26 protein-coding genes and 1 tRNA gene are annotated in these 22,945 nt (G+C 70.5%); 10 read left to right on the top strand and 17 right to left on the bottom strand.

What is annotated here, in order from left to right:
- Window positions 1-94: 94 nt before the first annotated feature.
- Complete coding sequence (locus BUE16_RS01190; protein ID WP_073306591.1) at window positions 95-1,954, top strand: UvrD-helicase domain-containing protein; 1,860 nt, start codon at window positions 95-97, stop codon at window positions 1,952-1,954.
- On the top strand, window positions 1,955-3,208 hold the full coding sequence (locus BUE16_RS01185) for a M24 family metallopeptidase (protein WP_073306590.1): 1,254 nt from the start codon (window positions 1,955-1,957) through the stop codon (window positions 3,206-3,208).
- 19 nt (window positions 3,209-3,227) lie between these two features.
- On the opposite strand, the gene BUE16_RS01180 is transcribed toward BUE16_RS01185, so the two are convergent.
- Window positions 3,228-3,494, bottom strand: coding sequence for a DUF7533 family protein (locus BUE16_RS01180; RefSeq protein WP_073306589.1), 267 nt, complete (start codon window positions 3,492-3,494; stop codon window positions 3,228-3,230).
- A 44-nt stretch (window positions 3,495-3,538) separates the two neighbouring features.
- A complete protein-coding gene (locus BUE16_RS01175) occupies window positions 3,539-4,204 on the bottom strand; it encodes a DUF502 domain-containing protein (RefSeq protein ID WP_073306588.1) in 666 nt (221 codons plus the stop codon).
- A 95-nt stretch (window positions 4,205-4,299) separates the two neighbouring features.
- Here BUE16_RS01175 and BUE16_RS01170 point away from each other — a divergent pair, with 95 nt between their 5' ends.
- The gene (locus BUE16_RS01170; RefSeq protein ID WP_073306587.1) at window positions 4,300-4,992 is read left to right on the top strand and encodes a riboflavin synthase; all 693 of its coding nucleotides are present in this window, start codon (window positions 4,300-4,302) and stop codon (window positions 4,990-4,992) included.
- 775 nt (window positions 4,993-5,767) lie between these two features.
- On the opposite strand, the gene BUE16_RS01165 is transcribed toward BUE16_RS01170, so the two are convergent.
- The 3 genes from BUE16_RS01165 to BUE16_RS01155 form a co-directional block, all read right to left on the bottom strand.
- Window positions 5,768-5,849: transfer RNA gene (locus tag BUE16_RS01165), tRNA-Ser, on the bottom strand.
- 28 nt (window positions 5,850-5,877) lie between these two features.
- Window positions 5,878-6,081 (bottom strand): hypothetical protein, encoded by a 204-nt coding sequence (locus tag BUE16_RS01160; protein ID WP_073306586.1) that lies wholly within the window; start codon window positions 6,079-6,081, stop codon window positions 5,878-5,880.
- A 4-nt stretch (window positions 6,082-6,085) separates the two neighbouring features.
- Window positions 6,086-6,466, bottom strand: coding sequence for a Rid family detoxifying hydrolase (locus BUE16_RS01155; RefSeq protein WP_073306585.1), 381 nt, complete (start codon window positions 6,464-6,466; stop codon window positions 6,086-6,088).
- Window positions 6,467-6,553: 87 nt separating this feature from the next.
- On the opposite strand from BUE16_RS01155, the gene BUE16_RS16180 reads away from it, so the two are divergent.
- Window positions 6,554-6,988 carry a hypothetical protein gene (locus BUE16_RS16180; protein ID WP_143165337.1) on the top strand — a complete coding sequence of 145 codons (435 nt, stop codon included), beginning with the start codon at window positions 6,554-6,556 and terminating at the stop codon, window positions 6,986-6,988.
- Between the two features lie 7 nt (window positions 6,989-6,995).
- Here BUE16_RS16180 and ilvA read toward each other — a convergent pair whose 3' ends face one another.
- The gene (ilvA, locus tag BUE16_RS01145) at window positions 6,996-8,207 is read right to left on the bottom strand and encodes a threonine ammonia-lyase (protein ID WP_073306583.1); all 1,212 of its coding nucleotides are present in this window, start codon (window positions 8,205-8,207) and stop codon (window positions 6,996-6,998) included.
- Between the two features lie 270 nt (window positions 8,208-8,477).
- Window positions 8,478-8,969, bottom strand: coding sequence for a gamma-glutamylcyclotransferase family protein (locus tag BUE16_RS01140; RefSeq protein ID WP_073306582.1), 492 nt, complete (start codon window positions 8,967-8,969; stop codon window positions 8,478-8,480).
- 149 nt (window positions 8,970-9,118) lie between these two features.
- Between BUE16_RS01140 and BUE16_RS01135 the strand changes: the two genes are divergently transcribed.
- Together BUE16_RS01135 and BUE16_RS01130 are read left to right on the top strand one after the other, a co-directional pair.
- Window positions 9,119-10,504 carry an MATE family efflux transporter gene (locus tag BUE16_RS01135; protein WP_073306581.1) on the top strand — a complete coding sequence of 462 codons (1,386 nt, stop codon included), beginning with the start codon at window positions 9,119-9,121 and terminating at the stop codon, window positions 10,502-10,504.
- A 116-nt stretch (window positions 10,505-10,620) separates the two neighbouring features.
- Entirely contained in the window at window positions 10,621-12,123 is a 1,503-nt protein-coding gene (locus BUE16_RS01130) for an MATE family efflux transporter (RefSeq protein WP_079991438.1), read from the top strand.
- A 60-nt stretch (window positions 12,124-12,183) separates the two neighbouring features.
- On the opposite strand, the gene BUE16_RS01125 is transcribed toward BUE16_RS01130, so the two are convergent.
- The 4 genes from BUE16_RS01125 to ubaA all read right to left on the bottom strand — a co-directional run bounded on the left by BUE16_RS01125 (window position 12,184) and on the right by ubaA (window position 15,430).
- Complete coding sequence (locus tag BUE16_RS01125; protein ID WP_073306580.1) at window positions 12,184-12,453, bottom strand: hypothetical protein; 270 nt, start codon at window positions 12,451-12,453, stop codon at window positions 12,184-12,186.
- A 340-nt stretch (window positions 12,454-12,793) separates the two neighbouring features.
- Window positions 12,794-13,930 (bottom strand): citrate synthase, encoded by a 1,137-nt coding sequence (gene citZ, locus BUE16_RS01120; RefSeq protein ID WP_073306579.1) that lies wholly within the window; start codon window positions 13,928-13,930, stop codon window positions 12,794-12,796.
- Window positions 13,931-14,017: 87 nt separating this feature from the next.
- A complete protein-coding gene (locus tag BUE16_RS01115; protein ID WP_073306578.1) occupies window positions 14,018-14,458 on the bottom strand; it encodes a PaaI family thioesterase in 441 nt (146 codons plus the stop codon).
- Between the two features lie 156 nt (window positions 14,459-14,614).
- Complete coding sequence (gene ubaA / locus BUE16_RS01110) at window positions 14,615-15,430, bottom strand: SAMP-activating enzyme E1 (RefSeq protein WP_073306577.1); 816 nt, start codon at window positions 15,428-15,430, stop codon at window positions 14,615-14,617.
- 139 nt (window positions 15,431-15,569) lie between these two features.
- Here ubaA and BUE16_RS01105 point away from each other — a divergent pair, with 139 nt between their 5' ends.
- Both BUE16_RS01105 and BUE16_RS01100 read left to right on the top strand, forming a co-directional pair.
- Window positions 15,570-15,917, top strand: a complete 348-nt coding sequence (locus BUE16_RS01105; RefSeq protein WP_073306576.1) for a hypothetical protein — start codon at window positions 15,570-15,572, stop codon at window positions 15,915-15,917.
- A gap of 78 nt (window positions 15,918-15,995) precedes the next feature.
- A complete protein-coding gene (locus BUE16_RS01100) occupies window positions 15,996-17,009 on the top strand; it encodes an NADP-dependent oxidoreductase (RefSeq protein WP_073306575.1) in 1,014 nt (337 codons plus the stop codon).
- A 51-nt stretch (window positions 17,010-17,060) separates the two neighbouring features.
- Here the strand turns inward: BUE16_RS01100 and npdG are convergent, their stop codons facing one another.
- The 4 genes from npdG to BUE16_RS01080 form a co-directional block, all read right to left on the bottom strand.
- The gene (npdG, locus tag BUE16_RS01095) at window positions 17,061-17,729 is read right to left on the bottom strand and encodes an NADPH-dependent F420 reductase (protein ID WP_073306574.1); all 669 of its coding nucleotides are present in this window, start codon (window positions 17,727-17,729) and stop codon (window positions 17,061-17,063) included.
- A gap of 78 nt (window positions 17,730-17,807) precedes the next feature.
- Window positions 17,808-18,080 (bottom strand): DUF7534 family protein, encoded by a 273-nt coding sequence (locus BUE16_RS01090; protein ID WP_073306573.1) that lies wholly within the window; start codon window positions 18,078-18,080, stop codon window positions 17,808-17,810.
- 7 nt (window positions 18,081-18,087) lie between these two features.
- Window positions 18,088-18,954, bottom strand: coding sequence for a TIGR01548 family HAD-type hydrolase (locus BUE16_RS01085; RefSeq protein ID WP_073306572.1), 867 nt, complete (start codon window positions 18,952-18,954; stop codon window positions 18,088-18,090).
- A 106-nt stretch (window positions 18,955-19,060) separates the two neighbouring features.
- Window positions 19,061-19,531 carry a UPF0146 family protein gene (locus BUE16_RS01080; protein ID WP_073306571.1) on the bottom strand — a complete coding sequence of 157 codons (471 nt, stop codon included), beginning with the start codon at window positions 19,529-19,531 and terminating at the stop codon, window positions 19,061-19,063.
- A 40-nt stretch (window positions 19,532-19,571) separates the two neighbouring features.
- Here BUE16_RS01080 and BUE16_RS01075 point away from each other — a divergent pair, with 40 nt between their 5' ends.
- Together BUE16_RS01075 and BUE16_RS01070 are read left to right on the top strand one after the other, a co-directional pair.
- Window positions 19,572-20,093: an archaemetzincin family Zn-dependent metalloprotease gene (locus BUE16_RS01075; RefSeq protein WP_073306570.1), complete on the top strand. Its 522-nt coding sequence runs from the start codon at window positions 19,572-19,574 to the stop codon at window positions 20,091-20,093.
- Between the two features lie 142 nt (window positions 20,094-20,235).
- A complete protein-coding gene (locus tag BUE16_RS01070; RefSeq protein ID WP_073306569.1) occupies window positions 20,236-20,688 on the top strand; it encodes a ferritin-like domain-containing protein in 453 nt (150 codons plus the stop codon).
- A gap of 36 nt (window positions 20,689-20,724) precedes the next feature.
- On the opposite strand, the gene BUE16_RS01065 is transcribed toward BUE16_RS01070, so the two are convergent.
- Window positions 20,725-22,554, bottom strand: a complete 1,830-nt coding sequence (locus BUE16_RS01065; RefSeq protein ID WP_073306568.1) for a ribosome biogenesis/translation initiation ATPase RLI — start codon at window positions 22,552-22,554, stop codon at window positions 20,725-20,727.
- A complete protein-coding gene (locus BUE16_RS01060) occupies window positions 22,555-22,866 on the bottom strand; it encodes an EMC6-like membrane protein (RefSeq protein ID WP_073306567.1) in 312 nt (103 codons plus the stop codon). It lies immediately after the preceding gene.
- Window positions 22,867-22,945 lie beyond the last annotated feature (79 nt).

The following is a 22,945-nucleotide window of genomic DNA, read 5'->3' as shown; positions in this document are numbered from 1 at the left end:
GAGAGGCGCCGAGACGAACCTTCTGTCAACCGGACACGTCTCTTCGCGAGCGCGAGCCACGGCGCTTATGAGTCGCGGCCGAGAGGGCACAGTAATGAGCGACCCGACGGTAACCCGCCTGTTCGGTGGCCCGGGCAGCGGGAAGACGACAGCGCTCCTCGACCGCGTCGAGGGGCTCATCGACGAGGGTGCCGACATGCGCGACATCCTCGTCGTCTCGTACACGCGCGCGGCGGCGGCGGAGGTGCGCGAGCGACTCGCCGAGCGCCTCGACACCACCCCCCGGCACCTGCAGGGGAACGTCGCGACGATGCACGCGAAGGCGTACGAGCTGTTGAACCTCTCGCGCGGTGACGTGGTCGGCGAGGATGACAAGGAGGCGTTCTGCGACGACTACGGCGTCGAGTACGAGGACGAGTACTCCGGTGGCGGCCGCCGCACCGCGCGGTCGACGACGCTCGGGAACAAGGTGATCGCCACCTCCCAATGGCTCCAGCGCACCAAGCGCGACGTGGCCGACTGGTACGACGTACCCTTCCAGTGGGACGTGGAGGAAGTCCGCCTGCCCCCCGAGATCGACCCGAACGCCCAGGAGGGGAACAAGTACACCCCGACGTGGCCCTCAGACGACGACCGTCTCGACGTGCCCGAGGCCATCCGCGCGTGGCGCGCGTACAAGGGAGAAGAGGGGCTAGTCGGCTTCGCCGACATGCTCGAACGCGTGAAGCAGCGCTCGCTGGTCCCCACCGTCGACCACCTCGTCATCGACGAGTTCCAGGACATTACCACGCTCCAGTACGACGTGTACCAGGAGTGGAAGCCGCACGTGGAGACGGCTCTCATCGCCGGCGACGACGACCAGGTCGTGTACGCCTGGCAAGGCGCCGACCCTGCGCTGCTGCTCGACACCGAAGTCGACAACGACGAGGTGCTGCCGAACTCCTACCGGCTGCCGTCGAACATCCTCACCGTCGTCAACACCGAGATCCGCCACATCGACAAGCGCCAGGAGAAGGACCTCAAGCCGCGCACGGAGGGCGGCGTCGTCGAGGCGGTCGACTCGCCGTCAATGCTCGATCTGGTGCGCAACGTCCGCCACACCGTCCAGAGCACCGATGACGAGACGGTGATGCTGCTGTTCCGCGCGCGCTATCAGATGTTCGACTTCATCGACGAGTTCATCTCCGAGGGGATCCCCTTCTCGTGTCTCACCGACCAGCGGATGTGGACCGACCGCCTCACCGACTACGTCCGCGCGGTCGAGGCCGTCGACAGGGGCGAGGCGCTGACGGCGCTGCAGGCGCGCCGCCTCGCCGACATCCTCCAAGACTCGGCGTTCGGCAGCAACGACCGCGACGAACTGTACGACTTCCTCAACGAGGTCGAGGAGACGGCCGAGGAAGACGACCTCGCGGAGGTTCCGCTGTCGCCCGAGGACGTGAAAGAGCACGTCCCGTTCATGCCCGACGGCCCCGCGGCCGCCGACATGGCGCGCAAGATCACCAGCTTCCAGCGGAAGTCGGTGAAGGCGTACTTCGCCGGCAACTACGCCGGCGAGGCGCCCGACCGCGTCCGCCTCGGCACGATCCACTCGGCGAAGGGCCGCGAGGCCGACCACGTGTTCGTCAACACGGACCTCACCGAGAAGGTCGTCGAGCAGATGGCCGCCCAGGCCGACCAGCAGGGCCTCGACGTGACCGGCGTCGACGGCGAGGAGTTCACCAAGTCCACCAGTCCGGTGCCGGTGCTCACCGACAACGAGCGCCGCGTCTTCTACGTCGGCATGTCGCGTGCCCGCGAGCGCCTCGTCCTCATGCAGAACCTCGTCACTGGCGCGCCGACGCTGCCGATCTCGGTCGTGCTCCACAACGAGATCCGCGAGGAGGACCCCCAGGCGATCGTCGACGAGATCGTCGAGGAAGTCGAGGCTCCCGACCCCGAAGTCGAAGCGTAAATGCCCGCGCAGGGAGACGGCCCCGCGCCAGCGAGGGACGACGACGCGCTCGACACCGACTACGCGCCGATCGCGGCCGAACTCGCCGCGCGCGAGGCGGTCGGCTTCGTCGCCGTCGGCGACCGCTTCGACGACGGCCTCCGGTGGCTGACCCGATTCTCCGGCCCGGACCGCGAGTACGCGTTCGTGGCGGTCGCCGACGGCGACGGTGCCGAGACCGACGCCGGGTCGCTCCACACCGCGCTGTGTGCGCCCGCGCTGTTCGACGAGCAGGCGCGCCGGGAGTTCCCCGGCGACGAGGTCCGCGTGGACGGCCAGGGCGACCAGGCGGGCGTCCGCGCGGCGACCGCGCTCGCCGCCCGCAGCGCGGAGTCGGGCACCGTGCTCGTCTCGCGATCGATCCCGCACGACGCGGCGGTGTTCCTCGAACGCGCAGGCTACGAGGTCGCCTCGACAGACGCGGTCGCCCGCGCCCGCGAGACGAAGACGGACGCGGAGATCGACCGCCTGCGGCGCGTCCAGCGCGCGGCGATCCGGGGAGTCGCCCGTGCCGAGGCGATCCTCGCCGAGTCGACCGTCGACTCCGAGGCGGAGGCCGACGAGCGCCCCGGCGCCGGGACGGTTCACTGGAACGGCGGCGTGCTCTCGACCGATCGGCTCCGCCGGCAGGTGAACGAGGTGCTCGCGGCCCACGGCGTCCGCGACGCCGGCAACACCGTGATCGGCGCGGGCGCGACCGCCGCCGACCTCCACTACACCGGCACCGACGTGATCCGGTCGGGCGAGACGGTGCTGCTCGACGTGTCGCCGCGGGGGCCCGACGGCTACTACGGCGACGTGACGCGGACGTTCGCCGTCGACCCCGACGGCGGCTGGGAGCGGCGGGCGTACCTCGCCGTCGAGCGCGCCCGCAAGGCCGCCCTCGACGAGGTCGCCGCGGGCGTCCCGGCCTCGACCGTCCACGAGGAAGCCGCCGCGGAGTTGGCCGCCCACGGCTTCCGCGTCGACTCCCCCGAGGTGGGGTTCACCCACTCGACGGGCCACGGCGTCGGCGTCTCGCTCCACGAGGGGCCGTCGCTGGGGAGCGACGACGAACTCGAAGTCGGGAACGTGGTCACGATCGAGCCGGGGGTGTACGACCCCGAGGAGGGCGGCGTCCGACTGGAGGACGTGGTCGTCGTCACCGACGACAGCTTCGAGCTCCTCGGCGAGTACCCGTTCTCGCTGGTGCCGAAGCGCCGCGACCGCGAGTAGTCGACCGCCGCCACTCACCTTACGTCTCGCCGTCGCCGTCGGAGCCGTCTGTGCCGTCTGACCCGTTCACCACGGCGCCGACGGCCGTTTCGGCCGCCTTCGCCGGCACGTCGTCGGGGCTCGTGAGGCGGCGAGGTAACACGACCATCAGGACCGCGATTGCGAGCGCCAGCGCACCGAACACCGTGCCGCCGTCGATGATGGTCTGGATCCCGTAGACCGCGACCGGGAGCGCGAAGATCAGCGTCGCCGCGAGACCGACCTGTTCGAGGATGCCGAGCGCCACGCGAGTGGGTACACCGGGGGTCGTTGAAACGCTGTCGCCGTTCGCTACCCCTCGCTGTGAGGCCACTCCCCATCCGCCGCGACGGCGGTCGGAAGCAGCTCGGGGTTTTCGACGGACAGCCCGGTCGTGACGGGGAGTCGCAGCCCGCGGGCAACGCTCATGTCGATCTCCTCGTAGTCTTCGGGCGACATCATCGCGAGTTTCCCGGCCGTCGGATTCGGGCTGTGCGGGAAGAACACCGTCATGAGTTCCTCGCCGGCGACGCGGCGGACCCCACGCGGCGCGGGGTTCGTGACGAACCCGATCGCCCACGTGCCGTCTCGGAGGAACTCCGCGACGACGACGCGGTCGAAGCCCTCGCCGGGTGTCGACAGCGACTCGCTCACTTGCCGCACGCCGAAGTAGACGGCGCGGACGATCGCCAGCAGGCGAACGCCGCGCTCGAAGCCGCCGAACAGTCGCCGGCCGGCCTCGTTGGACGCGACGAACCCGAGCAGGGTGACGGTGACGGCGAGCGTGCCGACCGCCAGCCCTGTCGCGAGCGCGTCGTTGCCCACCAGCTCGGCGAGCCCCGTCCCGCTCACGACCGTCGCGAGCGTGACCGTCAGCCGGTGCACCGCGAAGTCGAGCACGAGCAGCGTCACCGCCAGCGGAAGCACGAGGAACAGGCCGGCGACGAAACTGGAGCGCAGTCGCGTGAAGGCGTCCATACCGACGGGCACGGGCGGTCGGAGATAAGTACACACGCCGGCCCGCTCGTCACGCCTTCGGAACGCTTTCCAGTTGTGGGAGCCTCGATCGAGGCATGTTCACCGGAATCGTGGAGACCGCCGGCGAGGTCATCGGGCGCGAAGAGACGCCCGAGGGACTCCGCCTGCGCGTCGACGTCGACGGGCTCGACGACCTCCATCACGGCCAGTCGATCGCCGTCAGCGGCGTCTGCCTCACCGTCGAGGAGTTCGGCGAGCGCGACGCGGGCAACCCGGAGGACGCGGAAGACGCGGCGCCGGGCGACGACCGCTCGTGGTTCTCCGTGTTCCTCGCAGCCGAGACGGTCGCGAAGACGTACCTCGGCGACCTCCGCGAGGGCGACGCGGTCAACATCGAGCGCGCGCTCGCCGCGGACGGCCGCTTCGACGGCCACGTCGTGCAGGGGCACGTCGACACCACCGCCGAGATCACCGGGATCGAGCGGGTCGGCGAGGACTGGCGCTTCACGTTCTCCGTTCCCGAGGGGTTCGGCCGCTACGTCGTCGACAAGGGGTCGGTCGCGCTCGACGGCGTCTCCCTGACCGTCGCCGAGAAGCGCGACGACGAGTTCGACGTGGCGATCATCCCGACGACGTACGAGCTGACGACGCTCTCGGAGAAGGCGGTCGGCGACCCCGTGCACGTCGAGGTGGACGTGGTCGCGAAGTACGTGGAGACCATGCTTGAGGGGTACGCCGAGTCGCTGTTGGCAGACGCGCCCGATTCGGCGCCCTCGGCGGACGACTGAGGTCGACGGGCTGCGGATGGCGCGTGCCGGCCGCGCTCCGTCGCGGCCGGACGCGCGCGAGGGACGAACGAGTCGCGAGCGCCGCGAGCGACGAGCGAGTCGGCTGGGGAGGCCGTGGGCGCGGTGCGGTCGCAGCGGGTGAGACTGGACGAGGGCGAGGGGCGTTCGCGGTCTCCCCCGCGGCACCGGCCGTCTCGAAGACCGCGGGTTCGAGCCGAGACGAGGAGTCACGGCGCCGCGGCTCGCGTCGCTCGCGGTGTGGCGCCGTCAGAAACGCCAGGACAGGGATTTGAACTCCTGAAGACGGTCGCCTCGCTCGTGGGTCTCGCTTCGCTCGACCGTCCGTCGCTCGGCGCTGCGACTTCTGTGTTCAAATCCCTGCGTACGAGCTTCACGGAGCCACGGCTCGCGTCGCTCGCGGTGTGGCGCCGTCAGAAGTACGCCAGGACAGGGATTTGAATCACGCCGAGACGGTCCTGCTCGCTCACTCCGTTCGCTGCGCGGGCTGCGACTCGTCTACTTCAAATCCCAGTCACACAAGTCGTTCGCGCTCGCGGTGTCGCTCGCACACGCTACACGGTGCTCGCGTGTGTTGCTCGCGCGAAAACGACGCCAGGACAGGGATTTGAACTCCTGAAGACGGTCGCCTCGCTCCGCTCGGCGCTGCGACTTCTGTGTTCAAATCCCTGCGTACGAGCTTCACGCGATGACGGTTCGGAGACTCCGGGTTCGCGTCGCTCACCCGTCGCTCCTCACGTTGTCATCGCGTCAGAACCGCCAGGACAGGGATTTGAACCCTGGATCCCATAGGGGAACACGCTTTCCAGGCGTGCGCCTTACCACTCGGCCATCCTGGCTCGCACCGATCCTACCCCGCTGTGAGTTTTAAGCCTGTCCCTTCCGCGTCAGTCGATGCTCCAGACCGTACGACGCCGCGGCGACGACGACGCCCACGAGCACCGCGAGCGCGAACAGCCCCGCGAACCCGAACGGGAGCCCCGGCCCGACGAGCACCAGCGCCTGCCCACCGACAAGCACGACCAACAGGCCGATCGCGCCCCACAGCAGCGCAGACCGCTCGCGCGACACCGGCCTACGACACGTCGACGACCGCCTCGATCTCGACGCCGACGCCCTTCGGGAGCGCGCCCGCCTGCACGGCCGAGCGCGCGGGCGGCTCCTCCTCGAAGTAGCCGGCGTACGTCTCGTTCATCTCCTCGAAGTCGTCGATGTCCGCGAGGAACACCGTCGTCTTCAGCACGTCCGAGGCGTCCGCGCCCGCCTCCTCGACGATCGCGAGGAGGTTGTCGAGCGCGAGCTCGGTCTGCTCGGCGATCGGGGCGTCGTCCTTTAGTTCGCCGTCAGGCGTGAGCGGGATCTGCCCCGCCGTGAACAGCACGTCGCCGTTCGTCGTCGCCTGGCTGTACGCGCCGACCGCCGCCGGCGCCTCGTCGGTGGAGACGACCCGTTTCATACGCGAGCGTGCGGTCGGCTGATTCATAAATCGACAGGGATTCGCCGTGCCACAAGGCATAGGTCCGATCGTTCGCACGTCTCCGCTATGGTCGAGGTGACGGTAGATCCCCGCCGTGTCTTCCTCGGGCGCGACGCGGCCGCGAGTCGACGGACATCGGCTGGTGCGGCAGTGCTGTGGGCGGTGTCGTTCGGCGGCTTTGCGGCCGCTGGAGCCTTCGAGTGGGTGACTCTCCCGGTTCGGTTTTATTTCCCGATGCTCGCCACGATGCTGCTCGCAAGCGCCGCAAACGCCGTCCGCAACGATGGTCTCCTCGCGTCGGTCGCGCTGGCAACAGCGCCGGCGGCGGGCTACTACGCCTCGCTCGCGCTGTTCGAACTGAGCGGGCCGGTTCGTCTCTCCCTCGTCGAGGCCGGCGGACTGTCGCTGCTGATCGGCGTGCCCGTCGGCGTCGTCGGCTACCTCGTCGGTCGAGGGGCCGTCGGCCTCGGATCGCTCCTCCAGGCGGCGTTGACGGCGTAACGAGACCCTACGCCAGCACCTCCACCTCGTATCCGGCTTCCTCCAACGCGGCGACGACGCGAGCAGCGTGTTCGTCGCCGTGCGTCTCCAACTCGATCTCCAGATCCGCGGCGTCGACGGCGATGTCTCGGGACGTGCGGTCGTGGCTCAAGGCGTACACGTTGGCGTCCTCGCGGGCGATGATGCCGGCGACGCGCTCCAGTTCCCCGGGGCGGTCTTTCAGCTCCAGTGAGACCTTGAGGTAGCGACCCATCCGGACGAGCCCGCGGAGGATCACCGTGATCAGCGTGTTCATGTCGATGTTCCCGCCGCACAGCGCGGGCACGATCACCTCGCCCTCCTCGTACTCGAACGTCTCCTCCAGCACCGCCGCGAGCGCGACCGCGCCCGCTCCCTCGACGACGGTCTTCGAGCGTTCGAGCAGGAGCGTCAGCGCCTCGGCGATCGCCTCGTCGTCGACGGTCACCACCTCGTCGACGCGCTCGCGGATGTACGGGAAGGTGTGCTCGCCGACCTCCCGCACCGCGATGCCGTCGGCGACCGTGTCGACGCCGCCCAACTCGACGCGGCGGCCCTCACGCACCGATCGGGCGGCCGAGTCGGCGCCGGCGGCCTGCACGCCGACGACGCGCACGTCGTCGAGCGCGCCCTTCAGCGCCGTCGCGACCCCGGAGACGAGCCCCCCGCCCCCGATGGGGACGACCACCGTGTCCACCTCGGGACACTGCTCTGCGATCTCGAGGCCGATCGTCCCCTGGCCGGCCATCACGCGCTCGTCCTCAAAGGCGTGGACGTACACCTTGTCCTGCTCGCGTTCGATCTCGTGGGCGTGCGTCTGCGCCTCGTCGTAGTCGATGCCGTGCAGGACGACGTCGCCGCCGTAGCGCTTGGTCGCCTCCACCTTCGAGACCGGCGCGTACTTCGGCATCACGATGGTCGAATCGACGCCCGCCCGCGTCGCCGCGAGCGCGACCCCCTGCGCGTGGTTGCCGGCGCTCGCGGTGACGACCCCCCGCTCGTGCTCTTCGTCGGAGAGGGCGGCGATGCGGTTCATCGCGCCGCGGATCTTGAACGCGCCGGTGCGCTGGGTGTTCTCCAGCTTCAGGTTGACCTCCGCGCCCGTCAGCTCCGAGAAGCTGTGCGAGTAGTTCACGGGCGTCCGCACGGCGACCTGTTCGACGTGCTCGCGGGCGGCGAGCACGTCCTCGTAGGTGAGCATACCACGGCTTCACCGGTCGCGGGTGTATCGGTTGTGGTCACCGCAGCCGACCGAACCGAGATCGGGGCCGCGAGCCGACTGGCGCGGACGCGATCCGCGCGGCTCGCGGGCCAGAAGTGGGGAAAGAGGGGGAATGCACGTGTGTGACGTGCATCAGGACACAGGCCCCCCGAGTATATAAAAGTAAGTCACGCGGAGTGAAAGTGAAATCGCAAGACAGCAGCCACCTCGTGCCGCCGTCAGACGCTTGTCGGCTTCCCGTCTCGCGCTTCAACCTTGCGGCTGCTCGCGGACCACGATCTCTCGCTCGCCGACCGCGCGGTCGACCCGGACCGCGAACGGACCGTCGCCCGGCCACGTCGCCGGCGCGTCGAGCCGTTCGGGGTCGCCGACGTATACTGCCGCGTCCCCTCGGCGCTCGCCGTCAGGGGCGAACAGGGGAACGGAGACACGCGTGTACAGCCCGTCGTCCACCCGTTCGTAGGCGTCGAGCGCGGCCACCTCGTCGGTCCGGAGGAGCCGGCCGCCGACCGCCGCGTCGACGCCCGCGGCGAGGTCGACCGTGCGGCCGGTTCCGGGGGCGTCGACGGTGTCGGCATCGTCGCCGGCGACGCCCTCGTCGACCGGAGGCGCGAGCGTCGGATAGCGCCCCTCGACGACGCGCAGTCCGTCGAGCGTCGCAGCGCCGACGAACGCGAACGAGTCGAGCACCTCTCGCACCCGGTCGGGTTCCGTCAGCGTTCCGTACACGAACACGTCCATGGGGGCCACAGCCCGTCCGCGGGCTTGGCTGTTTGGGGCGGCGGATGCGCGGGGAGTTCGGGGCGGCAGATACACGGGGACGGTCGCGACCCGCGTCGACGCCGTGCCGCTTCCGGAACCGCCAAACTGCGGCCGTTCGAGGGGCCGGTATGAACCGCGAGCGTCTGCTCGGCGTCTGGCGGCGCGTGTTCTCGCTCGCGTGGCCCGTGATGGCCGAGCAGACGTTCCGAACGGCGATGCGGACGACCGACATCATCGTCACCGCGCAGTTCTCACCGGCGGCGGTCGTCGCCATCGGCCTCGCGGACCTGTACGCCCGCTTCCCCCTGCGTATCGGACTCGGCCTCGGCGGCGGCGCCATCGCGCTCTCCAGTCAGGACACCGGCGCGGCCGCCGACGCCAACCGCGACGAGGCGGTGACGCAGGCCGTCCTGATGGGCCTCCTCGCGGGGATACCGTTCGTGTTCATCGGAGTGTCGTTCGGCGAGCCGATCATCGCCCTCCTCGGCGCCAACGCGAACACCGCCGCGCTGGGGGGAACGTACCTCGCCATCGTGTTCGCGACCGCGCCCGCGCGACACGTCGCGCTCATCGCCGCCCGGTCGCTGCAGGGCACCGGCGACACGCGCACGCCGATGTACGTGAACGTGCTCGCGAACGCGCTCAACATCGTCGGATCGGTCGTCCTCGGACTCGGCCTGTTGGGGGCGCCGCGGCTCGACATCGTCGGCGTCGGGATCGCGACGGCCGCCGCGAACGTGCTCACGGCGACGCTCCTGCTCGCGGCGATGGCGACCTCGTGGGCGGACGCGAGCCTCGTGCGCCCGCGCGACGAAGTCATCGCGAAACAGCTCGTGCGCGTCTCCGCCCCGCGGGTGCTTGAGGGGTTCTCCGCGACGATCGCGGAGTTCCCGTTCAACGCCCTCCTGCTCGGCTTCGGCACCGAGGTCAACGCCGGCTTCCAGATCGGCCGGCGGATGTACCAGCAGGTGACCGGCCCGCTCTCGCGCGGCTACAACGTCGCCGCCAGCGTCGTCGTCGGGCAGTCGCTGGGCGACGGCGACGCCGCGGGTGCCCGGTACGACGGCTACGCCGTCACCGGGCTGGGACTGGCGACCGTCGGCGTCATCGGCCTCGCGCTCGTCGCCGGCGCGCCCGCGTTCGTCTCGGTGTTCACCGACGACCCGGGTACCGTCCCCCACGCGGTCGCGTTCGCGCGCGTGTACGGCGCGACCGCCGCGTTCCTCGTCGCTTTTACTGTCCTCTCGGGGGCGCTGCAGGGAGCCAGCGAGACGCGCGTCCCGCTGGTCGGACGGCTCGTCGGGACCTTCGGGTTCCTGCTCGGGACGACGTACCTCGTCGGCGAGGTGCTCGGCTTCGGCGCGTGGGGCGCGTACCTCGGGGTCGGCCTCCAGTACGTCTGCATGACCGCGATCGTCGTCTGGGGGTTCCGCTACACCGGGTGGGCGTCGCGGGCGGCCGAGCTGATGGCCGAGCGCGGGAGCGGCGAGGGCGGCGACGTGGGGGGGTCGTAGCGTCCGGGAGTCGCGGCCTCCGGGGAGGTCGAACACCCGAACCGGTTCCGGCCGACCGTGCGCCGACGTGACGGAGACCCGACAGCTACAAGTCCGCCGGGGTCCCGCCGTTCGGCGTGTCCCTCCGCGCCCACCTCGCCGAACGGCTCGACGGCGCCCTCCCCGCCGGGTGGTATCCGACGTGGCGGCGGGCGGTCGGGCTCGGCGTCCCCGTGACCGCCCGCAACGGCGTCGGCCAGCTCATGCGGACGACCGACGTGGTCGTCTCGGCGGCGCTGTCGCCGGCGGCGGTCGTCGGGCTTGGCATCGCGGACCTGTTCGCGTCGCTCCCGTTTCGCGCCAGCGGCGGCGTCGTCGGCGCCGCCGCGACGCTCACCAGTCAGGACACCGGCGCGGGCGCCGACGCCAACCGGAACGAGGCGTTCACGCAGGCGGCCCTGCTCGCGGCGCTGGTGACGCTCCCGTTCGCGCTCGTCGGGGTCGGCCTCGGCGCGGAGGTGCTCCGGCTCGTCGGCGCTGACGCCGAGTCCGCCCGAAAGGGGGCGCGCTACCTCGCGCTCGTCTCCGTGCCGATGCCGCTGGGCGCGCTCGCGGCGGTGGCGAGCGCGACGCTGGAGGCCACCGGCGACACCCGGACGCCGACGTACGTGTCGGTCCCCGCCTCCGCGTTCAACGCCGCCGCGTCGCTCGTGTTCGGACTCGGGCTGCTCGGCGCGCCCCGGCTCGGTATCGTCGGCATCGGCGCGGCCTCGCTCGTCGCGATGACGGCCCGCTCGCTCGTGCTCGTCGGGTACACGCACCTGCGCGGCCCCGTGACCTTCGTCCGACCGCGCGACCCGACGATCGCGCGCCAGATCGTCCGCATCGGCGTGCCACAGAGCGCCGCCGGCGTCGTCACGGCCGTCGCGGTGTTCCCGTTCAACACGCTGGTGCTCCAGTTCGGGACGGCCGCGAACGCGGGGTATCAGCTCGCGTGGCGGGTGTACACGCAGGTGCTCGCGCCCGTCGGCGGCGGCGTCGCCCGCGGCGCGAGCATCGTCGTCGGCCAGCGACTCGGCGAGCGCGCCGCGGCGGGCGCGGGCGACGGCGACGACGCCGGTGCCGACGGCGCGACCGGCGACGGAACGCCGGCGTCCGCGGTCGAGGGACGCGAGGAGTCGGCACTCCCCGTCGCGCGGGTCGCGACCGCGCTGGTCGTCCTCGGCGGCGGGGTCGCGCTCGTCCTCGGGGGCGGTGTGGCCCTCGCCGCCGGGCCGATCGCGCGACTGCTCGCGGCGGAACCGGCCGTCGCCGCGGCCGCGACGCCGTTCGTCACGGTGCTGGGGCTGTCGGGCGTGCTCGGCATCACGAACGTCGTCGCGTCGGCGTCGCTCGACGCCGCCGGCGAGACGCGCGTCCCGCTGGCCTCGCGTGTGGTCGGGATGTTCGGCGGCTACGTCGCCGTCTCGTGGGGGCTGTACGAACTGCTCGGCTGGGGGATCGAGGCGGCCTACGCCGGGCAGTTCGCCTGTTACGTCCTCATGCTCGCGGTGACGGCGTGGGGGCTCGTCCGGACCGACTGGGTGGGCCGGGCGACGGCCATGCTCGACGAGCGCGGGAGCGTCGGCTCGGACAGGTAGCGAGTCGACACGGAGCGGAAAACGGGATCGAGCCGGGAGCGTCGATGGCTGCGGTCGGGGTTACCGGCGCGCGTACCGGACGAGCTCGCGCCCGAGGAACCCGACCGCGAGGCCGGTCCCGAACGCGCGGGTCAGTTCGGCGCGGCGGCGCTCGCGGTACTCCTCGGGGAAGTACTCCGTCACGAGGTCGAACATGCGCTCGCCGACCTCGTGGCGGACGAGTTCGCCGCGCTCGCCGGCCCGGCTTCGGACGCCCGCGGTCCCGCCGCGGACCCTCCGGGCGTACTCGCTGTAGTCGTCGCTTCGGGGGGTGGTGATCTTCAGGTCCATACACGGGATACACCGGCAGAGGAGATAACCGTTGCTCGGACGCGTGCGAGCACGCGTCTCGGGCAGATCGGCCGAGGAAACCCGATCGACCGTGGAGTGCGAGTTCGGCCTGCCGCTGCTCGATCGGCACCCACTCGGCGTCCGTCTCGCCGACGTACCGGGCCCGCGGGCGGATCAGGCGGTCACACACCCACGGTTTGCGCTGCGCTCGTTCCCTGCGGTCACTCGCTCGGCAAATCGCGGATCGAAAGCACTCCTCGCTGTGGGCGGCCGCGCCGCCCGCCGCTCGGTCGTCGGCCGCCCGCTCGCTTCGCTCGCGGCCGACGGTCCCCCGTTCGCGTTACCGCTGCTCGATCGGCACCCACTCGGCGTCCGTCTCGCCGACGTAGCGGGCCCGCGGGCGGATCAGCCGGTTGTCCTCGAACTGCTCCATCACGTGGGCGGCCCAGCCGCCGACGCGCGAGACGGCAAAGATGGGCGTGTAGATGTCGATCGGGATCCCCATCTGGTAGTACGTCGTCGCCGAGTAGAAGTCGACGTTGGGCGCGAGGCCCTTCTCCTCGGCCATGTACTCCTCGATGGCGACGCTCATCTCGTACCACTTCCGGTCGCCGGCGGCCTCGCCGAGTTCCTCCGAACGGTCGCCGAGGATCTTCGCGCGGGGGTCCTTCACGTTGTACACGCGATGGCCGAAGCCGGCGACGCGGCGGTCCTCCTCAAGCGCCCGCTTCACCCACTCCACGGGGTCCTCGTCGGCCTCGTCGACCTCCTGAAGCATCCGCATCACGTCGGCGTTGGCGCCGCCGTGGAGGCTCCCCGAGAGGGTGCCGACGGCGGAGGTGATCGCCGAGTGCATGTCCGCGAGCGTCGATGCCGTCACCGTCGCCGAGAACGTGGAGGCGTTGAGCCCGTGGTCGGCGTGGAGCACGAGCGCCTGGTCGAACACGTCGGCGGTGACCTCGTCGGGCACCTCGCCGTTGAGCATGTACAGGAAGTTCTCGGCGTGTCCCAGATCTTCCCGCGGCTCGACGGGGTCCTCGCCGTCGCGGACGCGCGCGAACGCCGCAAGCGCCGTCGGCAGCTTCGCCGTGATCCGCCGGGCCTTGCGGACGTTCGCCTCCGAGTCGGTCGGGTCGGCGTCTGTGTCGGGGTCGGCCGCCGACAGCGACGAGGCCGCGGTGCGCATCGCCGCCATCGGCTCCTCGTCGGCCTCCGCGAGGCGCGTGACCGTCTCAAGCGTGTCGTCGTCGAGCCCGCGCTCGGCGCTCATCGCCTCCTCGAACGCGGACAGCTCCGATGCGGTCGGGAGTTCCCCGTTCCACAGGAGATACAGCGTCTCCTCGTAGGAGGCGTGCTCGGCGAGGTCCTCGATGGCGTACCCGCGGTAGACGAGTTTACCCTCGTCACCGTCGATGAAGCTGAGGTCGGACTCGGCGACGAGGACGCCCTCCAGTCCTCGCTTGAGTTCGTCGGACATACCTCGAGATTCCGAGGGACGGCCGAAAAGCGTTATCTTTCGGGAAGAACCCACACGCACCGCCGGCCACGCGCCGGCAAAGACGCCTCACTCGTTCAGCGAGCCGTCGCCCGGTGTGACACCCCAGGCGCCGCCGTCGCCGCCGCCGCCCGTCTTGAACGTCCCCCGCGCGTCGGCGACGTGCGTGCCGTCGACATCCTCGATGGTAACCTCCGCGGTGGCGACGCTGCCGCCGTCGCGCACGACAGTCGCCTCTGCGCGCAGATCCGTCGTCGCCGGCGCGAGGTAGTCCATCCGCATGTCGACGGTCGGCGTCGGCTTGTGGTGCAGCGAGATGACTGCCGCGCCCGCGGCCGTGTCCGCCAGCGCGTACGTGACGCCGCCGTGGGCGATCTGCCGCCCCGGCACCGACGAGAGGTGCTCGCGCATCGGGAGTTCGACGACCGCTCGGCCGTCGGCGGCCTCCACCACGTCGAGTCCGAGGTGCTTGGCGAACGGCATCCCGTTGAGCAGGTCGGCGACGGTCATCGCATCCCCGCCCCGGCGTGTGCTGCGGCATCGTGCATACGCTCGCCGTCGACAGCGGGGACAAAAAGCGGACCGAAGCCGGCGACGTGGGCGTGGGCGCGTGCCCCGGATTCCCGTGCGGTTCCGTCGCCCGCTCAGTCGATCGTGACGCCCCGCTCAGTCGGCCGTCACGCTGCAGCCGTGGTCGTAGTCGATCCCCTCGATCGAGTCGATGGCCTCGTCGCCGCACACCGGGCACTCGGGGTTGCGGCGGTACGGCACCGTCTCGAAGGTCATGTCCATGGCGTCGTAAAAGAGGAGTCGGCCGTCGAGCACCTCGCCCGCCTCCAACAGGAGCTTCACGGCCTCGGTCGCCTGGATGCAGCCGACGGTGCCGGGGAGCACGCCGAGCACGCCAGTGCTCGCGCAGTCGGGGATCTCGCCCGGCTCCGGGGCTTCGGGGAACAGGCAGCGGTAGCAGGGACCGTCCGGACGCAGCGTCGTCGCCTGCCCCTCGAACTTGTAGATGGAGCCGTGCGCCACCGGCGTGTCGGTGAGGCGCGCCACGTCGTTGACGAGGTAGCGGGTGCCGAAGTTGTCCGACGCGTCGACGACGATGTCGTAGCCGCCGATCAGATCCTCGGCGTTGCCGGCGTCCAGCCACGTCTCGTGGGGCTCCACGTCCACATCGGGATTGAGCCGACGGACGTACTCGGCGGCCGACTCGGCCTTCGGGCGCCCCACGTCGGCGTCCGCGTGGACGATCTGCCGCTGGAGGTTCGACCGCTCCACCTCGTCGTCGTCGGCGACGCCGAGACGGCCGACGCCCGCGGCCGCGAGGTACTGGATGACGGGCGAGCCGAGCCCGCCGGCGCCGACGACGAGCGCCGAGCCCTCCAACAGCGCCTGCTGGCCCGCTGGGCCGACCTCGTCGAGGATGATGTGGCGCGAGTAGCGGTCCAGTTGGGTGGAGTCGAGCGCGAGTCCGGTCATACGTGTCCGTCTCTCCCGTGACGGCATAAGCGCCCTGCCGACGGGCACCCCTCGATCACCGACGGGAGTCGTCGACTCGCGGTCAGCCCCCGGTCGACGGTCGCCGAGCTTTCCCGTCCGCGGGCCCGACTCGTCCGGTGTGAGCGACCGGAACGGACGCCACGAGTCCAAGACGCAAAGCGCGCAGGGTCGACCGTCGGACGCCGGCGACGAGGTCGCGTTCGACCGCTTCCCGATCGGGGAGTGGGACGCGCTCCGCGAGCGCGTGCGCGATCTCGACGCGACGGCGACCGACAGCACCGACGAGATCGCCGTCGACGACGGGACCGCACGGTTCGTGGTGACCCGTGAGGGAACGGTCTCCGGGTCGATGCCCCGCCACGAGTTCGCCCGTGACGGCGTCGACGCGGTGGAGATCGCCGCCGACGGGTCGGCGCTGCGGGTCCACGACGCCGACGACGCCGTGGAGTACGTGTTCCACCTGTAGGCGACCCGTCTGGGAAACCGCCGGCGCGTCGTCGCCCGTTCCCGAACGGTTACCCGCGACCGACCCGTCACACGGCCCATGGCCGACAACCGGCAGTTCCACCTCGCGACGCGACCCGAGGGCGTACCGAGCACGGACACCTTCGACCTCCGGGCGGTCGAGCGGCCCGACCCCGCGCCCGGCGAGGCGCTCGTGCGCGTGCTGTACCTCTCGGTCGACCCCTACATGCGCGACCGGATGCGCGCCGGGGAGTCGTACGCCCAGCCGTGGGCCGTGGGCGACCCGCTCCGCGGCGGCGCCGTCTGCGAGGTCATCGAGTCCAACGGCGCCGGGTTCGAGCCCGGCGACACCGTCGTCGGCGAGCTCCCGTGGGCGGAGTACGCGACCGCGAACGGGTCCGACCTCACCCCCGTCGACACCGGCGGTCTCCCCATCTCCACCGCCCTCGGCGTGCTCGGGATGCCCGGCCGCACCGCCTACTTCGGCACCCGCGAGGTCGCCGAGCCGAAGGCCGACGACTGGATGGTCGTCTCCGGCGCCGCCGGCGCGGTCGGCTCGGTCGTCGGCCAGCTCGGCGAACACCAGGGCGCGAACGTCGTCGGGGTCGCCGGCTCCGACGAGAAGTGCGAGTGGCTCACCGACGACCTGGGCTTCACCGCCGCGATCAACTACAAGGAGGAGGACGTGGGCGCCCGCCTCGACGAGGTAGCCGACGGCGTCGACGTGTACTACGACAACGTCGGCGGCCCCGTCACGGACGCCGTCTGGGGCCGGCTCAACGTCGACGCGCGGGTCGCGGTCTGCGGGCAGATCGCCCTCTACAACGACGAGGAGATCCCCACCGGGCCGCGAAAGCTCGGCAAACTCATCGAGACGCGCGCCCGCGTCGAGGGGCTGCTCGTGCGCGACTTCGCCCCGCGCTTCCGTGAGGCGACCGAGCACCTCGCCGCGCTGGTCACCGCCGGCGACCTCCAGTACCGCGAGACCGTCACGGAGGGGCTAGAGAACGCGCCCGACGCCTTCCTCGGGCTGTTCGAGGGCGAGAACGTCGGCAAGCAGGTGGTGAAGGTCGCGGACGCGGACGGCGAGTAACTCAACCGCCGACCCGGTTCGCGGCGACGGCCGACCCGATCCGCGCGGCGGTCAGTCGAACCGGACGCCCAGATCGTGCAGGTCGTCGTTGTTCGTCGCGACGTTGATGAGCAGCGGCGTCAGCGACTCCACCTCGGCGGCGTTCGAGAGCCCACCCGCTGACAGCGCGCGCAGCCCTGCGATCTCCTCGGCCAGTCGCGAGACGGTGTCGGCGGCCGCGTCGTCGTCCGCGAGGACGAGCGTGTCGATACCCAGTTCCTGTGAGAGGTCCGAGAGCCGGCCGGCCGCGAGGTTGTGGAACGCGCCGACGACGGGCACCTCGTCGGGCACCGCCTCCCGCACGAGCGCGGTCACGCTGCCCGCGCTCGGCGGGTGGTAGTGGAAGCCGTCGTCCTCGCGTTTCATCCCCGCGGCGGGTGTGACGACCACGTCGTCGGCGTCGAGGCTCGCCTCGACCGCCTCGACCGTGTCCGAGACGTGGTACGGCGGCACCGCGAGCACGACCACGTCGGCGCGGTCGGCCGCCATCGCGTTGTCGAAGCCCTTGACCGTCGCGTCGCCGCCGGCGTCGGCGACTGTCTCGGCGTAGTCGTCGGCCGCGGCGCGGGCCTTCTCCGGGTCGCGGGAGCCGACGAGCAGTTCGTGGTCCGTGTCGCGGCCCCAGCGCACGGCGAGCCCCTCGCCGATGTCGCCGGTGCCGCCGAGTAGCGCGATTCGCATGGACGAACGTGGGTTCGCGCGCGCGGTAAGCGTTGCGTGACCGGACAGGGCTGCCAGAGGCGGCGGGGTGGCCGGTACTCAGCGGCGAGCCGGGACGCCACCGCCGCGTTTGTACACGAACCAGTACGCCAGCACCGGCGACACCACCAGCATCGGCCCGACCGTGAGCGCCAGTGTCAGGCGGTCCGGCGGGACGAACTGCGTCGAAAGCGCCAGCGCCAACAGGTCGAGCATCGCCACGAAAGTGAGAAACTGAACAATCCGCACGATCCGCGTCCGCCAGTCGTCGCCCTGTCCGTCCTCACCCCGTCTGCGGTCACCCTGTCCGTCGTCGCTGCCGCGCTCGCTCACGGGGTGGTCACTCCAGCAGCTCCGGCAGGTCGTTCACGCTCTCGACGACGGCACTGGCGCCGGCATCGGCGTACTTCGCGCGGCCGTCGTCGCCGGTGAGTCCGCCCGTGAGAACGCCGATCCCGTAGTAGGTCGTCGCGTCGTCCTCGCGGTCGGCGTTGACGGCGGTACGCACGTCGTCGAGGGTGTCGCCGACGAACGCGACGGCGTCGGCGTCGGTGCGTTCGGCGAGCGTCACGAGCGCCCGGGGGTGCGGCTTGCCCTCCTCCCAGTCGTCCATCGTGAACCGGCGGTCGTCGGCCACGTCGAGGCCGACGCGGTCGAGGGCGATGTCCGCCTCCGCGGCGGGCCGGCCCGTGAGGACGCACACCGGGTAACGCTCTGTCAGCGCCTCAGCGGTGGACTCGGTCAGGATCACCGGCTCGTCGTGGATGAACCCGGGCGCCTCGAACGGCGGCTCTCCGCCCTCGATGTCGCGGTACAGTTCGCCCCCGAGGTACAGCGCCTGGAACGTCTCGCGCAGCGCGTCGGGGTCCCACTCGGTCTCGATCGTCTCTGCCGCGTCGTCGCCGAGGGCGTCGCGGATCGTCGCGCGGGCGCCAGAGAGACCGGTCCCGTTCGCGGCGATCGCGTCGGTGAACGTCTCGATATCGGCGGCGAGCCCGCGATCGCGGGCGAGCACGTACAGCGCGACCGCGTCGCTCAGCTCCCAGTCGTTGTTGAAGCCGCCGGCGTCCTTGAACGGCTGGAGGTCCTCGCGGGGGAGGGTGTCGCCGTACAGCCGCTCGACGCTCTCGACGACCGCCCGACGGTAGGAGTCGGCCACGTCGACGAGCACGCCGTCCACGTCCAACACGACCGCGTCGACTCGCATACCGACGGAAGGGGGTGGCCCGCGTATGGGCGTTGCGACTCCGGGCGGAGAGGCGTCTCCGCCGCGGTGACGGCTGGCTTCCTCGGCGAACGCGGCGACAGCCGGCTCACCCGACGAGCACGCCGTCGGGGTCGCGGGCGACGTACAGCGTATCGCCGCCCGACAGCGCCAGCGGCGTCGCGTCGACCGCAGGCGGGTCGCCGCCGAGCGTCGTGAAACAGCAGGCCGCGTCGACGGCGTCGGCGACGCGGAGGAGGGGGCGGTGTAGCTCGGGCGGGGCGTTGAGCGCGTACACGCAGTCGACGCGGTAGTGGTCGCCGGGAGCCCCGGGTTCGCCGGGGTCATCGCGTGGGGCGGTTCGGCCGGCGGCCGCGCGGTCTGCGGCGGCGACGATATCGTCGCGGACGAACGCGACTCCCGGGGGCGTCTCGCGCTCGATCACGTCGGTCGCGGCGACCGCGCGGCCGTCGCTCGCGAGGGCCGCCGCCACCCCGTGTCGGCGGCCGATTCCGACCTCACAGAGCCGTCCGAATGCGGCGAGTTTCCGGCGTACTGCGGCGCGACGATCGTCTGACACGGGCGGGTAACTTATGGTCGCACCCATCATAAACACGGTCATGCTTGTCGACATCGTGCCCATTGGGGACGTCTCCGCGCAGGTGAAGCGGGAGGCGTCGGCGGGTCTCCGCTCGGTGTACGACTGCGACGTGACGGTCCACGACGAGCAGTCGATCCCCGAGGGCGCGTACGATCGCAGCCGCAACCAGTACCGCGCCGAGCAGTTCATCGAGCTCGTCTCGCGGACCGGCAGCGGCGAGAAGAACATCGGCATTACCCCGCAGGACCTGTACTACCGCCGACGCAACTACGTCTTCGGACTTGCCTACCTCAACGGCAACGGCTCGGTCGTCTCCACGTACCGCCTCCAGACCTCCTCGGACGGCGGCGTCACCTCCAAGCCCTCCTCGGAAGTGTTCGCTGACCGCGTCCGCAAGGAGATCGTCCACGAGATCGGCCACACCCTCGGACTCGAACACTGCGACAACAGCAAGTGCGTGATGTCCTTTTCGCCGACTGTGCGCGAGGTCGACGTGAAGGAAGAACACCTCTGTGGTACCTGCGCCCGCGAGTACCTGTAGGGACGGAACCTCTGTAGTTCCCGTCGCCCGCGGTGCCCCGTCGCGGACCCCGCATCCGGCCCGCAGGCTTCGTTCGATCTCTCGGTTCGATCCCGCTCCGGCGGACAGCTATATCACCGCGGGGCGACGACATCGAGTCGTCATGTCCGAGGAAGTCATCGGCCTGCTGCGAACGGCGTACAGCGACGAGATCGAGACGGTGATGAACTACCAGACGAACGCGATCGTCCTCGACGGCGTTCGCGCCGAGGAAATCAAAGAGAGCCTCCAGACCGACATTCAGGAGGAGCTCACCCACGCCGAACAGCTCGGCAACCGCCTCAAGCAGCTCGACGCCCGCCCGCCGGGCTCCGCCGAGTTCACCGCGAACCAGGACTCTCTGCAGCCGCCGGAGGACTCGACGGACGTGCTGTCGGTGATCGACGGCGTCATCGACGCCGAGGAGGACGCCATCGCGACGTATCGCGATCTCATCGACGCCGCCGAGGAGGCGAACGATCCGGTGACCGAGGACCTCGCGGTGACGATCCTCTCCGACGAGGAGGCTCACCGCACGGAGTTCAAGGGGTACCGCAAAGAGTACAAGCGAGAGTAGCAACTCGGGCGAACCGGAGCGGAGCGACCGACCGAGTCACCCGCTGTAGTAGTACTCGCCCTCGCGCTTCTGCTCGCGGTCCAACTGCGACCCAGGCTTGTTGATTCGGGGGCGTCCCGTCCGCTCGTCGCGGCGGAACGTGATGTCCAGGTCGCCGAGGAACTCGTTCATGCCTGCGCGCATCTCCTGCGGCTGAGTCGCGTGCCCGTGGACGGCCGGCTCGCCGTCGAACACCATCAGGCGGTCGGCGAGCAGGTCGATCATGTAGATGTCGTGGTCGATGACCATCACCGTCGCGTCGTGGTTCTCGGCGTATCGGCGGATGGCGGTCGTCGCCTGCACGCGCTGCTCCACGTCGAGGTGGGCCGACGGCTCGTCCAGCAGGTAGAGGTCGGCGTCCTCCGAGAGGCACGCCGCGATGGCGACGCGCTGGCGCTCGCCGCCAGAGAGGTCTGTGAGGTTCTGTTCCATGATCGGGTTGAGCTGGAGCGGGCGCGCAATCTCGGTGTCCCAGTAGGAGGATCCGAAGTCGTCGGCGATCGACGAGAGGAACGCGTCGACGCGCATTGGCTGGTCGATCTCGATGTACTGCGGCTTGTACGCGATGTCGAGCCTGAAGTCGAGGTCGCCCTCGTCGGGCTCCAGTTGCCCGGCGAACAGCTTCGCCATCGTCGACTTCCCGATCCCGTTGGGACCGACAATGCCCAGCACCTCCGACTCGTGGACGGCGCCGCCGTCGACCTCCAGCGAGAACTCGCCGTCGCCGTACGACTTCGCGAGGTCGGGGTACTCGAACAGCACCTGACTCCGAGTGATCTCTCGGGGGGCGTGCTCGTCGAAGGTGATCGCGTTCGGGCGGATCCGCATGTTCTCGTTGTTGAGGTACCCCTTCAGGTACTCGTTGATGCCGTTGCGGGTGGACTTGGGGTCGGTGACGACGCCGTAGGCCCCGGGCTCACCGTAGGTGACGTGCAGCGTGTCCGCAAGGAGATCGAGGATGGCGAGGTCGTGCTCCACGACCATCATCGACCGCTCCCCGTCCTCGGCGAGCTCGCGGATGAGTCTCGCGGCGGTCATCCGCTGGCCGATGTCGAGGTACGGTGTGATCTCGTCGAGGAAGTAGAAGTCCGCGTCGCGCGCGAGCGTCGCCGCCAGCGCGACGCGCTGGAGCTCGCCGCCGGAGATGGAGTTGATGTCCTGGTCCATCACCGGGCCGATCGAGAGGCGCTCGACCAGCGAGTCGAGCACGCCGCGCTCGTCGGTCCGCTCCAGCAGCTCGCGGGTGTTCCCGTCGAACTGCTTGGGGATCTGGTCGACGTACTGCGGCTTGCGGGCGACGGTGACCTCGCCGTCGATGACGCGCTCGATGTAGTTCTGGAGCGCCGTCCCCTTGAACCGCTCCAGGACGGCGTCCCAGTTCGCCTCCGAGTCGTGCTCCCCGAGGTTCGGGATCAGCTCGCCGGAGAGCATCTTCACCGCGGTCGACTTCCCGATCCCGTTGGGACCGAGGATGCCCGTCACCGTGCCGGGCTCGGGGACCGGCAGGCCGTACAGCCCGAAGGCGTTGTCGCCGTAGCGGTGGACGGGCGCGTCTTCCAGCTCCGAGGGGAGGTTGATGATCTCGATGGCGTCGAACGGGCACTTCTCGACGCAGATCCCGCACGTCTCGCCCAGACAGATCTCCTCGGAGATCCAGATCTGGTCGGAACCGCCGTCGTACGGTTCGTCCTCGCTGTAGTGGTCGCCGCGTTCGACGATGCAGTCTTTCCCGGTGCGGTTGGGCGGACAGAAGTTCGCGCACTCGTAGTTGCACCGGTCGGGCTGACATCGGTCGAGGTCGACGACTGCGATGCTGTCGTCGGCCATCTATTGGAGGTACGCCGAGAGAATGACGCCGTAGGAAATGAACCACAGCGTGAAGGTCATAAACGCCACGTAGAGATTGTCCTTGATCCCGAAGTCCTCGATCGCTACCCCGAGGAGCTTCAGCAGCGGGATCTGCACGAAGACCGCCGCCGCGACCACCAGCAGGGCCAGCCGGTTCGTCGCGTCGGCGGGCTCGATCCCGACGACCGCCGTGGAGACGAGCGCCGCGGCGATCCCCGCAAGGCACGCGACGGTGGTGACCGTCACCCCGCGTAGATGGTCAGAGAGCCCCGAAGCTTGTTCCGTAGCCATGACCGTACGTCCGCCAGCCGGCGACAAAAGGGGTTCGCTTGGCCGATGCGAGCGGCGTCGACACCGAACAGTGTTCCGT

Origin of the sequence: Halobaculum gomorrense (assembly GCF_900129775.1) — an archaeon.
Classification (GTDB): domain Archaea; phylum Halobacteriota; class Halobacteria; order Halobacteriales; family Haloferacaceae; genus Halobaculum; species Halobaculum gomorrense.
The sequence above is the reverse complement of the archived record's forward strand: the minus strand, read 5'-3'. Positions and strand labels throughout refer to the sequence as shown.

Excerpts from the sequence above, each read along its gene's own strand:
- BUE16_RS01190 (WP_073306591.1), top strand. The coding sequence starts at position 95 with ATGAGCGACCCGACGGTAACCCGCCTGTTCGGTGGCCCGGGCAGCGGG.
- BUE16_RS01185 (WP_073306590.1), top strand. The coding sequence starts at position 1,955 with ATGCCCGCGCAGGGAGACGGCCCCGCGCCAGCGAGGGACGACGACGCG.
- BUE16_RS01175 (WP_073306588.1), bottom strand. The coding sequence starts at position 4,204 with ATGGACGCCTTCACGCGACTGCGCTCCAGTTTCGTCGCCGGCCTGTTC.
- BUE16_RS01170 (WP_073306587.1), top strand. The coding sequence starts at position 4,300 with ATGTTCACCGGAATCGTGGAGACCGCCGGCGAGGTCATCGGGCGCGAA.
- BUE16_RS01155 (WP_073306585.1), bottom strand. The coding sequence starts at position 6,466 with ATGAAACGGGTCGTCTCCACCGACGAGGCGCCGGCGGCGGTCGGCGCG.
- BUE16_RS16180 (WP_143165337.1), top strand. The coding sequence starts at position 6,554 with ATGGTCGAGGTGACGGTAGATCCCCGCCGTGTCTTCCTCGGGCGCGAC.
- ilvA (WP_073306583.1), bottom strand. The coding sequence starts at position 8,207 with ATGCTCACCTACGAGGACGTGCTCGCCGCCCGCGAGCACGTCGAACAG.
- BUE16_RS01140 (WP_073306582.1), bottom strand. The coding sequence starts at position 8,969 with ATGGACGTGTTCGTGTACGGAACGCTGACGGAACCCGACCGGGTGCGA.
- BUE16_RS01135 (WP_073306581.1), top strand. The coding sequence starts at position 9,119 with ATGAACCGCGAGCGTCTGCTCGGCGTCTGGCGGCGCGTGTTCTCGCTC.
- BUE16_RS01125 (WP_073306580.1), bottom strand. The coding sequence starts at position 12,453 with ATGGACCTGAAGATCACCACCCCCCGAAGCGACGACTACAGCGAGTAC.
- citZ (WP_073306579.1), bottom strand. The coding sequence starts at position 13,930 with ATGTCCGACGAACTCAAGCGAGGACTGGAGGGCGTCCTCGTCGCCGAG.
- BUE16_RS01115 (WP_073306578.1), bottom strand. The coding sequence starts at position 14,458 with ATGACCGTCGCCGACCTGCTCAACGGGATGCCGTTCGCCAAGCACCTC.
- ubaA (WP_073306577.1), bottom strand. The coding sequence starts at position 15,430 with ATGACCGGACTCGCGCTCGACTCCACCCAACTGGACCGCTACTCGCGC.
- BUE16_RS01100 (WP_073306575.1), top strand. The coding sequence starts at position 15,996 with ATGGCCGACAACCGGCAGTTCCACCTCGCGACGCGACCCGAGGGCGTA.
- npdG (WP_073306574.1), bottom strand. The coding sequence starts at position 17,729 with ATGCGAATCGCGCTACTCGGCGGCACCGGCGACATCGGCGAGGGGCTC.
- BUE16_RS01085 (WP_073306572.1), bottom strand. The coding sequence starts at position 18,954 with ATGCGAGTCGACGCGGTCGTGTTGGACGTGGACGGCGTGCTCGTCGAC.
- BUE16_RS01075 (WP_073306570.1), top strand. The coding sequence starts at position 19,572 with ATGCTTGTCGACATCGTGCCCATTGGGGACGTCTCCGCGCAGGTGAAG.
- BUE16_RS01070 (WP_073306569.1), top strand. The coding sequence starts at position 20,236 with ATGTCCGAGGAAGTCATCGGCCTGCTGCGAACGGCGTACAGCGACGAG.
- BUE16_RS01065 (WP_073306568.1), bottom strand. The coding sequence starts at position 22,554 with ATGGCCGACGACAGCATCGCAGTCGTCGACCTCGACCGATGTCAGCCC.
- BUE16_RS01060 (WP_073306567.1), bottom strand. The coding sequence starts at position 22,866 with ATGGCTACGGAACAAGCTTCGGGGCTCTCTGACCATCTACGCGGGGTG.